The sequence below is a fragment of the Actinomadura oligospora ATCC 43269 genome, assembly GCF_000518265.1.
Classification (GTDB): Bacteria; Actinomycetota; Actinomycetes; order Streptosporangiales; family Streptosporangiaceae; genus Spirillospora; species Spirillospora oligospora.
This window is the reverse complement of record NZ_JADG01000003.1, coordinates 499187-512185: the sequence shown is the minus strand read 5'-3', so window position 1 is coordinate 512185 and position 12999 is coordinate 499187. Positions and strand designations below refer to the sequence as shown.

Annotated in this window: 10 protein-coding genes; 6 read left to right on the top strand and 4 right to left on the bottom strand. The window is 72.3% G+C overall.

Translation table 11 applies throughout. The features are described from left to right. Positions 1–9: 9 nt before the first annotated feature. Positions 10–948 carry an RNA polymerase sigma-70 factor gene (locus tag P696_RS0101965; protein ID WP_026411009.1) on the bottom strand — a complete coding sequence of 313 codons (939 nt, stop codon included), beginning with the start codon at positions 946–948 and terminating at the stop codon, positions 10–12. A gap of 199 nt (positions 949–1147) precedes the next feature. Here P696_RS0101965 and P696_RS42640 point away from each other — a divergent pair, with 199 nt between their 5' ends. Both P696_RS42640 and P696_RS42635 read left to right on the top strand, forming a co-directional pair. Next, positions 1148–2665 (top strand): MFS transporter, encoded by a 1518-nt coding sequence (locus P696_RS42640; RefSeq protein WP_051466593.1) that lies wholly within the window; start codon positions 1148–1150, stop codon positions 2663–2665. A gap of 260 nt (positions 2666–2925) precedes the next feature. Further along, positions 2926–3741: an alpha/beta fold hydrolase gene (locus tag P696_RS42635; RefSeq protein WP_034482724.1), complete on the top strand. Its 816-nt coding sequence runs from the start codon at positions 2926–2928 to the stop codon at positions 3739–3741. Between the two features lie 40 nt (positions 3742–3781). On the opposite strand, the gene P696_RS0101950 is transcribed toward P696_RS42635, so the two are convergent. Together P696_RS0101950 and P696_RS0101945 are read right to left on the bottom strand one after the other, a co-directional pair. Further along, positions 3782–4900 carry an ROK family transcriptional regulator gene (locus P696_RS0101950; RefSeq protein ID WP_084336661.1) on the bottom strand — a complete coding sequence of 373 codons (1119 nt, stop codon included), beginning with the start codon at positions 4898–4900 and terminating at the stop codon, positions 3782–3784. Next, a complete protein-coding gene (locus tag P696_RS0101945; protein WP_026411007.1) occupies positions 4897–6123 on the bottom strand; it encodes an ROK family transcriptional regulator in 1227 nt (408 codons plus the stop codon). Before P696_RS0101945 ends, P696_RS0101950 begins: the two co-directional genes overlap by 4 nt. Positions 6124–6376: 253 nt before the next feature. Here P696_RS0101945 and P696_RS42630 point away from each other — a divergent pair, with 253 nt between their 5' ends. Next, the gene (locus P696_RS42630) at positions 6377–7969 is read left to right on the top strand and encodes a carboxylesterase/lipase family protein (RefSeq protein WP_051466591.1); all 1593 of its coding nucleotides are present in this window, start codon (positions 6377–6379) and stop codon (positions 7967–7969) included. A 30-nt stretch (positions 7970–7999) separates the two neighbouring features. Next, entirely contained in the window at positions 8000–10450 is a 2451-nt protein-coding gene (locus P696_RS0101935; protein WP_026411006.1) for a glycoside hydrolase family 3 C-terminal domain-containing protein, read from the top strand. A gap of 37 nt (positions 10451–10487) precedes the next feature. Here the strand turns inward: P696_RS0101935 and P696_RS0101930 are convergent, their stop codons facing one another. Further along, positions 10488–11084 carry a TetR/AcrR family transcriptional regulator gene (locus P696_RS0101930; RefSeq protein WP_026411005.1) on the bottom strand — a complete coding sequence of 199 codons (597 nt, stop codon included), beginning with the start codon at positions 11082–11084 and terminating at the stop codon, positions 10488–10490. Positions 11085–11157: 73 nt separating this feature from the next. On the opposite strand from P696_RS0101930, the gene P696_RS0101925 reads away from it, so the two are divergent. Both P696_RS0101925 and P696_RS0101920 read left to right on the top strand, forming a co-directional pair. Then, positions 11158–12285, top strand: a complete 1128-nt coding sequence (locus P696_RS0101925) for an ABC transporter permease (RefSeq protein ID WP_245627468.1) — start codon at positions 11158–11160, stop codon at positions 12283–12285. Continuing rightward, on the top strand, positions 12282–12941 hold the full coding sequence (locus P696_RS0101920) for an ABC transporter ATP-binding protein (protein ID WP_026411003.1): 660 nt from the start codon (positions 12282–12284) through the stop codon (positions 12939–12941). The genes P696_RS0101925 and P696_RS0101920 overlap by 4 nt, the downstream gene beginning before the upstream one ends. Positions 12942–12999: the final 58 nt, after the last annotated feature.

The following is a 12999-nucleotide window of genomic DNA, read 5'->3' as shown; positions in this document are numbered from 1 at the left end:
TTCACGGGTTCAGCGGCTCACGGTGGTCTCTCGGTCCATGTGCGAGAGCTTCTCGGGGTTGCGGACGTGGTACGCGCCGGTGATGTGGCCGTTCTCGACGCGGACGGCGACCACGCCGTCGATCTCCCCGCCGACCCGGACGAGCAGCCCCGGGCCGCCGTTGATCTGGACCAGCTCGACCGTCCGCTCGACGTCGTGCTTCCACCAGCCGACCGACATCAGGCGGGCCACCTTGTCGGCCCCCACGATGGGACGAGGCAGGGCGTGCTTGATTCCGCCGCCGTCGCTGAGAGCGACGACGTCCGGCGCCAGGATGTCGAGGAGGCGCTGCAGGTCGCCGGTCTGGACCGCGAGGAGGAAGGCCCCGAGCGCGGCCCGGGTCTCGGCCTGGGAGACGACGCCGCGGGGGCGGCGCGCGGCGACGTGTGACCGTGCCCGGTACGCGAGCTGCCGGACGGCCGACGGGGTCCTGTCGACGGCTTCGGCGATCTCGTCGTAGTCCAGGTCGAACACCTCGCGCAGCACGAACACCGCCCGCTCGATCGGCGCGAGCGTCTCCAGGACCAGCAGCATCGCCATCGACACGCTGTCGGCCAGTTCGACGTCCTCGGCCACGTCAGGGGTGGTCAGCAGCGGTTCGGGCAGCCACGGCCCGACGTAGGACTCGCGGCGCCGACCCAGCGCACGCAGCCGGTCCAGGGCCTGCCGGGTGACGATCCGCACCAGGTAGGCGCGCTGCTCCCGGACGGTGGCCAGGTCGACGTCCACCCAGCGCAGCCAGGTCTCCTGCAGGACGTCCTCGGCGTCGGCGGCCGACCCGAGCATCTCGTAGGCGACGGTGAAAAGCAGATTGCGATGCTCGACGAACACCTTGGTGGCCGTGTCCACGCTCTTGGCGCGATCGAGCCGTCCGGCCGCGGCCGTCGTTCGTTCGCTGCGCTGGCTCATGCCTGGCTCCTGCACGTTCGTCCTTGGTCCTGCCACGCGCACTAGACGCCGCTTCCCACCGCTTTGTAACACCCGCGTGCAGTGACCCACGTCATACGACCGCGCCGTCACAGGAGTCGGGCCGCCGTCGTCTTGTGGCCGTCAGGACGCCGCGCGAACGGTCCGTGCGGCGCGCACCACCACAAGTGAGGACGAAGTCATGGCAACCACGAAGGCGCAGGCCCCGGCGGCCACTTCGCGCCGCTGGGCCGCGCTGTTCTTCATAGGGCTGGCCCAGCTCATGATCGTCCTGGACGGGACGGTCGTGAACATCGCGCTGCCGTCGCTCCAGCGCGATCTGGGGATCTCCGACGGCGACCGGCAGTGGATCATCACCGCCTACACGCTGGCGTTCGGCAGCCTCCTGCTGCTCGGCGGACGGATCGCCGACTACACCGGCCGCAAACGGACCTTCCTGATCGGACTGCTCGGCTTCGCCGGCGCGTCGGCCCTCGGCGGCGCGGCAAGCACCTTCGAGCTGCTGCTGAGCGCGCGTGCCTTGCAGGGTGGATTCGCCGCGCTGCTCGGGCCGTCCGCGCTGTCATTGCTGACGGTGACGTTCACCCAGCCCAAGGAGCGCGCCAAGGCGTTCGGGATCTGGGGCGCGATCACCGCCGTGGGCGGCGCGATCGGGCTGCTCGCGGGCGGGGCGCTGACCGACTACCTGGACTGGCGCTGGTGCCTGTACGTCAGCGTTCCGATCGCGCTGATCGCGGTGATCGGCGGGTACGCGATGCTGACCGAGTCGCGGAGTGAGGGGAAGGCCCGGCTGGACGTCCCCGGCGTGCTGCTGGTGACCAGCGGGCTGGTCGCGGTCGTGTACGGCACGGGCCGGGCGGAGTCCGACGGCTGGGGCTCGGCGAAGGTCGTCGGTCTGCTGGTCGGGGGCGCGGTGCTGCTCGCCGCGTTCGCGATGGTCGAGAAGCGGGTGTCGCAGCCCATGCTGCCGCCACGCCTGATCGCCGACCGCACCCGTGGCGGCGCCTACCTGAGCGTCGGACTGGCCACGATCGGAATGTTCGGGGCGTTCCTCTTCATGACCTACTACCTGCAGGCCGTCAAGGGATACTCACCGATCAGGACGGGCGTGGCGTTCCTCCCGATGACCGTGGCGGTGCTCGTGTCGGCCAGTGCGCTCACCACCCGGCTGCTGCCCAAGCTCCCGCCACGGACGCTGATCATTCCGGGCCTGCTGCTCATCGCGTCCGGCATGCTGTGGCTGCGCACCATGGAGACCGGCACCGCCTACGTCCAGGGCGTGCTGGTCTCGGGGCTCCTGCTCGGCCTCGGGGCGGGCCTGGTCATGCCGGTGGCCTTCAACTACGCCACGCGCGGCATCGACCCGCGCGACGCGGGCGTCGCCTCGGCCAGCGTCAACACCTCGCAGCAGATCAGCAGCTCGATCGGAACCGCGCTCCTCAACACCATCGCCACCAGCGCGACGGCGGACTACCTGGCCTCGCACGCCTCGCAGGGCAGGAGCCCGCTCCTCGCCAGGCAGGCGATGCTGGACGGCTTCGTGACGGCCGGCACCTGGGCGGCGGGGATCCTCGTGACCGGTGCGCTGATCATCGCCGTCCTGATGAACACGCCGCGTCCCCAGCAGCAGGCCGTCCCCGAGGACGCCGAGACCGAGCGAACCCCCGAAGACGCCGAACCGCTCCTCTCCCACCCCTGACCACCTCAGGCGGAGGGTCCTCTACGGCGGTCCAGCCGTTGAACGTCACCGGCCGTGGCCCGAACCGGGTCACGGCCGCCCTCGTCTCCAGGCTCGCGCCGACGTCTCGAAGACGAAGCCAGACAACCCCGCTGACGAGCACCTTTAGGACGAGCGACGTGCTTCAGCGTGGCTCGTGTCGTGCCTCGGCACCGGCTGGTAGGAGTACTGCGGCGGGCGATCAGCAGGGCCCGCGCCGGCCGGACCGAAGGAGTCGTGACGTGTCCCAGGTGAACGCCAACGGTGTGCGGCTCGCCTACGAGTCCGCCGGGGACGGGGATCCGCTCGTCCTCGTGCACGGCTCGTGGAACGACCGCGCGAACTGGCGGCTCGCGATCGAAGCCGATCTGCGCGGGTCCTTCCAGGTGTTCGCCTACGACCGCCGTGGTCACGGCGGGAGCGAGATGGTACCGGGTCAGGGGACCCGGCGCCAGGACGAGGACGACCTGGCGGCGCTGATCGACGAACTCGGGATCGCCCCGGCGCACGTGGCCGGGAACTCCTTCGGCGCGTCGATCACCTTGGGGCTGGCGGCGCGGCGGCCGGAGCTGTTCCGCAGCATCGTGGTCCACGAACCTCCGCTCATGGGCTTGATGGCCGACGACCCGGCGTTCATGGCAGGGCTTCAGCCGACGATGACCTCCATCGACGCCGTGATGGACCGCCTCCGCAAGGGCGAGGACGAAGCGGGCGCACGGCTGTTCGTGGAAGAGATCGCCCTGGGACCCGGCATGTGGGACCGGCTGCCCGCCCCCATGCGCGAGGTCTTCGTCGCCAACGCCCAGACCTGGCTGGACGAACAGCTCGACCCGGACTGGGCCGTCGTGGACCTCGACGGCCTCGCCGCCTGCACGGCGCCCGTGCTGCTCAGCTCCGGCACGCAGAGCCCGCCGTGGTTCACCGGCGTGCTCGACCGGGTGGCCACCGCCATGCCGCAGGCGCAGCGGCAGGTCTTCGAAGGGGCGGGACACATCCCCCAGGTGACGCATCCGCAGGAGTACGCGGCCGTCGTCACCAGATTCATCGGAGGAACCTGACGGTCGCGGAACGGGCGGAATCGGGCATGGGCATACAGCACTACCCGTCGCCTGAGCGGGCGAGGGCGATGCCGCCGATCAGTTCGGCTCTGATGCCCAGCGGTGACGGGACCACCGGAAGATCGCTCACGACCGGCAGTGCCGTGCGGTGGATACCGTCCCGTATCCCGTCCAGCAGGACGGCAGGGGGCGGCATCGTGTCGGTGCTGACGATGACACGTTCGGGGTCGAGCACGTTGGCCAGCGCACCGAGTTGCTCCCCGAGCAGGGCGCCGATGCGGTGGAGGACGCGGTCGGCGGCCGGGTCGCTGGTCTCGCCCGCCGGGAACAGCTCGGCGGGCGTCGGCAGGCTGTGCCGCCACTCGGTTCCGTGCCGGGCCGCGATGTTGAGCTCGATCGCCAGGCATCCGCGCGCCCCGCAGGCGCAGGGCTGGCCCATGGGATTGATCTGGACGTGGCCGATCTCCCCTGCCAGCCCGGCGGCGCCGCGGTAGAGCCGGTGGCCGAGGATCAGTGCCGCACCGACTCCCGGGGCCAGCTTGATGTAGACCAGGTCCGTCCCGCCCTGGCCGGCGCCCTGCGCGAGTTCCCCGAGCGCGCCGAGGTTGGCGTCGTTCTCCACGACGATCGCGGTGCCGGGCAGCAGGCTGCGCAGTCGCTCGGCCGGGCGGATCCCGACCCAGTCCGGGAGGATGCCGCGGACCTGCGGATGCTCCTCCGGGCCGCCGACAGGGCAGGGCAGGCCGAGGACGACCCTGGACAGGCCGTCGGCGGGAGCGCCCAGCTCGGTCAGGCAGTCGCGCAGGAACCGGTGGCCGTGCGCCAGCGCCCCCTGCGCGTCGAGGCTGACGTCGAGCGGCTGCTCCCGTTCGGCGACGTTCCGGTCATCGCCGTCGACGACGCGTACCCGCACGGCGTCGCGGGAGAGCGCGATCACCCCGAACGTCCCGTGCTGCGGTAGCCGCCGCCATCGTTTCGCCGGACGCCCGAGGCTCCCGGTGGCCACCACCGCCTCCTCCACCGACCCGGCCGCGCGCAGCCGTCCGAGGACACCGGCCACCGTGGGCCGGCTCAGCCCGCTGGCCCGCACGAGGTCGCTCATGGTCGTCGCGTCGCCGTACGGGATGAGGCTCAGCACTCGCTCGTCATGTGACGTCATGCGTTTCCCTCTCCACCGGATTCCAGGACCGCGGCGGTCTCGGCGGCGATGATGAGCGCGCCCAGGACACCGGCGCGCTCCCCCAAGGCGGCGGGGACCAGGCGGACGGCGTCGCCGACTCCCGGCTGAGTACGGCGGTCCAGGGATTCCCGCAGTCCGGTCAGCAGCGGCCGGGCGGCTTCGGTCAGCGGGCCGCCGAGGACGATCACGGCCGGGTCGAGGGTGTTGGCGAGGTCGCCGACCACGGTGCCGATGGCCCGCCCGGCGTCGGTGAGGACCCGGCGGACGATCGACTCCGAACTCGCCAGGGTCACCAGCCGGGCCACGGTGAGGGGTCCGAAGGACGGCTCGAGCGCCTCCAGGATGGCGGTGGTCGAGGCCAGCGTCTCCAGGCAGCGGAGCCCGCCGCACCGGCACGCCCGGCCGGTTCCGGCGGCCCCCGCGACCGGGACGTGGCCGATCTCTCCGGCGACGCCGTGCCTGCCGCGGTGCACGCGCCCGTCGAGGACGAGCCCGGCGCCGACGCCGGAGGAGATCGTGAGATAGAGCATGTCCCGCGCACCGCGGCCCGCGCCGAGCCGGGCCTCGGCCAGGGCGCCGAGGTTCGCGTCGTTGTCGATGGCGACCGGCAGCCCGAGCCGGTCGCCGAGTTCGGCGGCCGGACGGCTGCCCGCCCAGCCGTGCAGGACCGGGCCGCTCACCACGCTTCCGTCCGCGGCCAGGATCGGCGCCGGCAGGCCCATCCCGACGGCGAGCAGGGCCTGGGGTTCGGGCACCTCGGTGAGCGCGGACAGGATCTGCGCCTCGGCGGCCCGCAACACCGCGTCCCGGCCACCTGCTGCGTCCCTGCCGTCCGTCCCGTCCCGGCCGCCAGCCACGTCCTTGCCGCCAGCCGCGTCGATGGACACGGTGCGCTCGGTCAGCACTCGCAGCGCCATGTCGGCGACGGCGACCGACATGTGGTCGCGCCCGAACTCCACGGCGGCGACCAGGCCCGCCGCTCGCGTGAGCGACAGCCCTGCCACCGGACGGCCGGGACGGCGGCCGTCGGGCGCGGGCTGGATGGTGTGCTCGGCCACCAGTCCGGCCGACAGCAACTCTCCAACAGCGCCGGACACCGACGACCGGGACAGGCCGGTCCGCTCGATCAGCTCGGCACGGGTGAGCCGTACCTCGCCGCGGAGTTCGTCCAGGATCAGTCGCGAAGCGGTGGGGCCGGGCACGGGCGGAATCTATCCCGGCCCACCGCATTATGTCCAGATCCTGCGTAAGTCACTTTTGTCAAAGAGTGCTCATAAATAGGCCGTCATTATTCTCATTGACGTGCCTACTAGCGAATTTTAGGCTCCGCAGGCAGATTCGCTTCGGTCCCGTCACCGGAGAAATCCGGTCAAGCGATTGGCCGATTTTGTCGTTCGCTTACAGAAGGCGGCGTCCCGGCGGGGGTACCGAGGACGGCCCAGGAGGTGCATGCGCATGGTCAGGTACCGTCTGCTCGCTGCCGCCGTCGCGCTGGCGTTGCCGGCGTCGGTGGTCCACGCGGCACAGGCCGAGGCCGCCAGCCCGGCCGCGACCGTCCGAACCGACCACGGCGTGGTGCGAGGCTCCACCGTCGACGGGGTCGACAAGTTCCTCGGCGTCCCGTTCGCCGCGCCCCCGGTGGGAGACCGCCGTTTCGCCGCGCCCGCCCCGGCGCGCCGGTGGAACGGCGTCCGGCAGGCCACGTCCTACGGCCCGGCCTGCGCACAACTCGCGAGCGGCAACGGTCCGCGGTCGGACGCCGAGGACTGTCTGTACGCCAATGTCTTCCGGCCCGCCGGGGCGCGCGGCCGGTTGCCGGTGCTGTTCTTCATCTACGGCGGTGGCCTGCAGAACGGCGGAGCCCAGCAGTACGACGGGGCCAAGCTGGCCGCCGACAACCACGTGGTCGTGGTCACCGCCAACTACCGGCTCAACGCCTTCGGCCTGCTAGCCCTCGCCGGGCCCGGCGGCGGTTCCGGCGGCGGTTCCGGCAGGGGCGGGCTCGGTGGCGACTACTCACTGCTCGACCAGCAGGCCGCGTTGCGATGGACAGGGGCCAACGCGGCCGCGTTCGGCGGTGACCCGCGCGCGGTGACCGTCGGCGGCGAGTCGGCCGGGGCCGTCTCGGTGTGCGCGCATCTGGCCGCTCCCGGCTCGGCCGGGCTGTTCCGCGCCGCGATCATGCAGAGCGGCAGTTGCGCGTCGACCCCGCGGGCCCAGGCCGAGCCCGCCGGTGCCGCCTTCGCCCGGTCGGTCGGCTGCGCTGACCCGGCGACCATGGTCGCCTGCCTGCGGGCCAAGCCCGCAGCCGAACTGCTGGACGCGAGCGCGGAGACGAACTTCGGTCTCGTGAGCGGCGGGGGCCCGCTGCCGACCGCCCCCGCCGACGCCGTCGCCGCCGGCCGCATCCAGCGGGTACCGATGATCTTCGGCGTCAACCATGACGAGGGCCGGACCTTCGCGCTCGACTGGGACCGCACCCCGGCTTCCTACCGGGAGTTCGTCACCGACACGTTCGGGGCACGCGCCCCCGAGGTCTTCAAGCGCTATCCGCTGAGCGACTACAGCGGCCCCTACGCCCCCACGTACGCGATCGCCGCGATCCTCACGGACTCGGGGCTGATCGCCGACATCGGAGGCTGCCCGACCCTCAAGCTGGCACGGCGGCTCTCCGCCGCCACCCGCGCCCACATGTACCAGTTCGACGACCGGCACTTCCCCGGTCTCACCCCGGGCACGCCGCCCGGGTACGAGTGGGGCGCGCCGCACGCGGGCGAGCTGCCGTATCTCTTCCCGAGCTTCGACAACGGCACCCCGATCACCCCGTACTTCACCGCCGCCCAGCGCACGCTGGCCGACGACATGAGCCACTACTGGGGATCGTTCGTCCGCCGGACCACTCCCAACGCGTCGCGGCACCACCTGGCCCGATGGCCGGGCCTGCCGTCCGGCGCGATGCTGTCGCTGCGTCCGGGCGGACGGAGCACGCCCATCTCCCTCGCCGCGTACCGAGCCCAGCACCAGTGTGACTTCTGGGACGCGAACTGATCTCCGCCCATCCTCCGAAAGGTCCTTGTCATGCGTTTCCCTGACAGATTCCTGCGCGTCGGCGCGCTCGCCGCCACGGTCGCGCTGGTCACCTCAGGCACGGCGGTCGCCGAAAGTCCACCGGGCCCGTCCGGCCGGGTACGGACGCTCGTCGGCAGGATGACGCTGGACGAGAAGCTGGGCTTCGTGAGCGGCACCAGCGACCCGCACGACCGGGGCGAGGCCGGATACATCCCGGGCGTTCCCCGCCTGGGCATCCCCGAGCTGCGGCTGACCGACGGCCCGGCCGGGGTCCGGGTGGCCGAGCACGCCACCGCGATGCCCGCCCCGGTGGCGCTGGCCTCGTCCTTCGACGACCGGCTGGCCCGCAGGTTCGGCCAGGTCATCGGCCGGGACGGGCGCGCGCTCGGCCAGGACGTCCTGCTGGGCCCCATGGTCAACACCATCCGGGTTCCCCAGGCGGGCCGCAACTTCGAGACGTTCAGCGAAGACCCGCTGCTCTCCTCCCGCATGGTCGCCGCCGAGGTGCGCGGGATCCAGTCCCAGGGGCTCATCGCGACCGTCAAGCACTTCGCGGCGAACAACCAGGAGACCGACCGCGGCATCTTCAGCCCGGGCGTGAACGTCAACGTCGACGAGCAGACGCTCCAGGAGATCGAGCTGCAGGGCTTCCACGCGGCCATCGATGCGGGCGCCGGCGCGGTCATGTGCTCCTACAACCGGCTCAACGGCGCCTACGCCTGCCAGAACGACCGGTTGCTGAACACCGTCCTGCGGGAGCGCTGGGGCTTCCGCGGCTGGGTCATGTCTGACTGGGGCGCCAACCACGGCCCCAATGCGATCACCAAGGGCCTGGACCAGGAGATGCCCGGTGACTCCTTCGGCCCGACCTTCCCGGCGTACTTCAAGAAGCCGCTGCGCGACGCGCTGACGAGCGGCCGGATCCCGATGGCCACGCTCGATCACTCGGTGGCCAGGATCCTCGGCCAGATGCAGCGCTTCGGCCTGCTCGACGGACGGCGGCACCGGCCGACCAGGGACGCCGCAGGCGGTGCCGACGCAGCCCAGCGGGTCGCCGAGTCCGGCGCCGTGCTGCTGCGCAACGAGCACGGCGCGCTCCCCCTCACCGGTCAGGCGGGCCGCGACATCGCGGTGATCGGCCCGACCGCCCGGGTCCCGCTGATCACCGGCGGCGGCAGCTCCCACGTGATCCCGGACTCGGCGACCGCGCCTCTCAAGGCCATCAGGGCCAGGGCCGGAGCCGGTGCCAAGGTCGGCTACTCGGTCGGCACCAACATCGACGGCGTCACCGTCCCGGCCTCGGCGCTCAGCCCCGCCACCCCCGTCGACACCACGGTGTCCGCCGGGAAGACCTTCGACTACACCGGCACCCTCACCGTCCCCGAGACCGGCGACTACCGGCTCGGCCTGCAGATCTCCGGCGGCACCGGCTCCCTCACCCTCGACGGCACCGAGCTGGTCACCGCCGACGGATTCTTCGGCGCGAGCGTCATCCCGACCACCGACGGACTGACCAACTGGCCGGCCACCACCCGCCTGACCGCCGGAAAGCACACCCTGACCGTCAAGGCCGCCGCACCGGCGGACGCGGCCCAGCGGGTCCGGCTCGCCTGGTCCACCCCAAAGCTCGTCCGTGACGACATCGCCGCCGCGGTGCGGGCCGCCAAGCGCGCCAGGACGGCCGTCGTCTTCGCCCACGACGAGGGCACCGAGGGCGTCGACCGGTCCTCGCTGGCGCTGCCCGGGTCCCAGAACGCCCTGATCTCGGCGGTGGCCGCGGCCAACCCGCGCACCGTGGTGGTGCTCAACACGGGCTCGTCCATCACGATGCCCTGGCTGAACCGCACCGCCGCCGTCCTGAACATGTACTACCCGGGCGAGAGGGGCGCCGAGGCGACCACGCGGCTGCTGTTCGGCGACGCGAACCCCTCGGGGAAGCTGAGCCAGACCTTCCCCGCCACCGAGGCCCGGACCCCGGTCGCCGGAGATCCCCGCCGCTTCCCCGGCGTGAACCTGCAGGAGCACTACAGCGAGGGCATCTACGTCGGCTACCGCTGGTACGACAAGCAGAACGTCAAGCCGCTGTTCCCCTTCGGATACGGCCTGTCGTACACGACCTTCTCCTACCGGGACCTGAAGGTGCGGCGCGTTCGGGGCGGCCTGCAGGCGACCGTCACCGTGACCAACACCGGGCACCGAGCCGGTGAGGCCGTCACCCAGCTCTATGTCGGTCCCGCCGCCGCTGTCTCCGCGCCCCAGGCAGTCCGTTCGCTCGGCGGCTACGAGAAGGTCGGCCTGCGCCCCGGTGAGTCACGCCGGATCCGCATCGACGTGGACGACCGCCAGCTGAGCTACTGGAACACCACCCGCCACGCCTGGACGCTGGGCACCGGCGACCGCTCCATCTGGATCGGCCCCTCCTCCACCGACCTCCCCCAACACACCGAGGTCCACATCTAACCCACCCCCGCAGCCATGCCGCCGCCCCCGGACCCGCCTACTGGCGGCCGGGGGTGATGGCGGTTAGGGAGGCTTTGATCAGGGATTGGGTTCTGGTGCTCAGGGTGGCGAAGTCGGCGCCGTCCTCCAGGGCAAGGGTGGCGGCGTTGACCAGGCCCTGGAGGAGGGCGGCGGTTTGGGCTGGGTCGTTGTCGCCCAGTTCGGTGAGGGCCAGGACGAGGGGTTCGAGGATTCCCTGGTGGGCTTGGGCGGCGTCCTTGCGGAGGGCGGCGCGGTCGCGGCCGGCGGCCAGGGCGCGGGCGATGCGGTGCTCGCCGTCGCGGACGAGTTCCAGCTGGGCGAGCGCGTGGGCCGCGATCCTGTCGACGGGGGTCTCCGCGGCGGCCATCCGCGCCGTGATGTGGGCGGTCCAGCGTGGGGTCGCGTCGGCGACGACGGCGGCGAACAGGGCGGCGCTGTCGGGGAAGTAGCGGTAGACGCTGTTGCGGGCCAGCCCGGCGCGCTCGGCGACCGCACCGAAGGTCACCCGGTCGGCGTCGCCGCCCTCCCCCAGCAGTTCCCGGGCCGCCTGGACGAGCGCCCGGCGCTGCTGTTCCCGGTGGTCGGCGACCGTGGCGGCGGAGATCTTCGGCACGTCCTCATCGTAGTCCCCGGTTTGCGGACACCCTGTCGCCATCCGCTAAGTTAGCGACACAGCGTCTCTAACTTTGGAGGTTCCGTTGTTCCTCGCCCTGCGCGAGATCCGCGCGGCACGTGGCCGCTTCCTGCTGATGGGCCTGGTGGTGATGCTGGTCGCCGCGCTCGTCGGGATCGTGTCGGGCTTCACCACCGGCCTCGGGAACGACACCGTCTCCGCCCTGCGCGCGCTCCCCGCGACCCACGTCGCGTTCGCGACCGGCGCCAGATCCGACCAGTTCAACCGCAGCCTCGTGGACGAGACCACGGTCACCGGCTGGCGGCAGCGCCCCGGCGTGGAGGCCGCGCCGCTGGGCGTCACCATCACGCGCGGGACGACCGACCGCGGCCTGGAGATCGACATGGCCGCGTTCGGCGTCGAGCCCGGGACGTTCCCGGCTCCCCCGGTGCGGCGCGGAACCGGCCTGGACGCCGCCCGGCCTGGGCTGGTCGTGTCCGGGAAGCTCGCCGCCGACGGCGTCCGCGTCGGCGACACCGTCACGGTCGACCGGCTGGGCCTGAAGCTCCCGGTCACCGGTGTGACCGACGACCTGTCCTACGGCCACGTCCCGGCGGCGTACCTGCCGCTGGACACCTGGCGCGACATCCGCTTCGGCGTGCCCGGCGCACGGACCGCGGCCGACCGGCTGCCCAGGGACGCGTCCGGTGTGGTACTCCGCGTCAAGGCGGGCGCCGACCTGACCGCCGCCGACCGCGCCCTGGGCACGTCGACGCTGCCCATGTCGAAGGTCCTGGAGGCGGCTCCCGGCTACAAGGGTGAGCGGGTGACCATGTCGTCGATCCAGGTGTTCCTGTATTTGATCGCCCCGCTGCTCGTCGGCGCGTTCTTCGCGGTCTGGACCGTCCAGCGCGCGCCCGAGCTGGCGCTGCTGCGCGCCATCGGCGCGTCCCGCCGCCGCCTGCTGTCGTACACCGTGATGCAGGCGGCCGTGGTCGTCGTCGCCGGGACGGTCGCCGGAGGCGCGCTCGCGCTGGCGACCGGGCTCCTGCTCGGCGCGGCCGTGCCGTTCAGCCTCCCCGCCGGAACGCTCCTCGCCACGCTCGCCGCCGTCGCGCTCGTCGGCCTGGCGGGTACCTGCCTGACGCTCCGGCGCGTCACCACCCCCGACCCGCTCACGATGCTCGGAGCCGCGCGATGAGCCTGTTTCTCTCGGCCGTCACCGTCACCCGCGGGCACGGTCAGACCCGCACCCCCGTCCTCCGCGGTTTCACCGCGACGTTCGCCCCCGGCGAGGTCACCGCGCTGGTCGGCCCGTCCGGGTCCGGCAAGTCCACGCTGCTGGCGGTGGCGGGCGCCCTGCTCTCCCCCGACAGCGGCGCCGTCGAGCTGGACGGCGCCGACATCACGCGGCTCAGCGACGGTGAACGCACCCGCCTCCGCCGCGAGCGGATCGGCTACATGTTCCAGACGGGCAACCTGCTCAGCGCTCTGACGGCGACCGAGCAACTGCTGGCCGCGACCTACGTCGCAGGTGAGGGCACCCGCCGGCACCGGCCCCGGGCCGTCACGGCCCTGGAGGAGGTCGGCTTGGGCGATCGCCTCAGGCACCGGCCCGACCAGCTGTCGGGCGGAGAGCGCCAGCGCGTCGCCCTGGCCCGCGCGCTGTTCCTCAGCCCCAGGCTGCTCCTGGTGGACGAGCCGACCGCCGCCGTCGACCGTTCCCAGGCCGACGCGATCGCCGCGCTCATCTCCGACCGCACCCGCGCCCACGACTGCGTCACCGTGGTCGCCACACACGACCCCGCGGTCATCGCGTCCGCCGACACCGTCATCGACCTGGACGCCGAACCCTAGAGCGGGCCGAGATCACGTGTTGTCTGGTCTGTGGGGGTCCGTGCGTGTTTCACTGGGC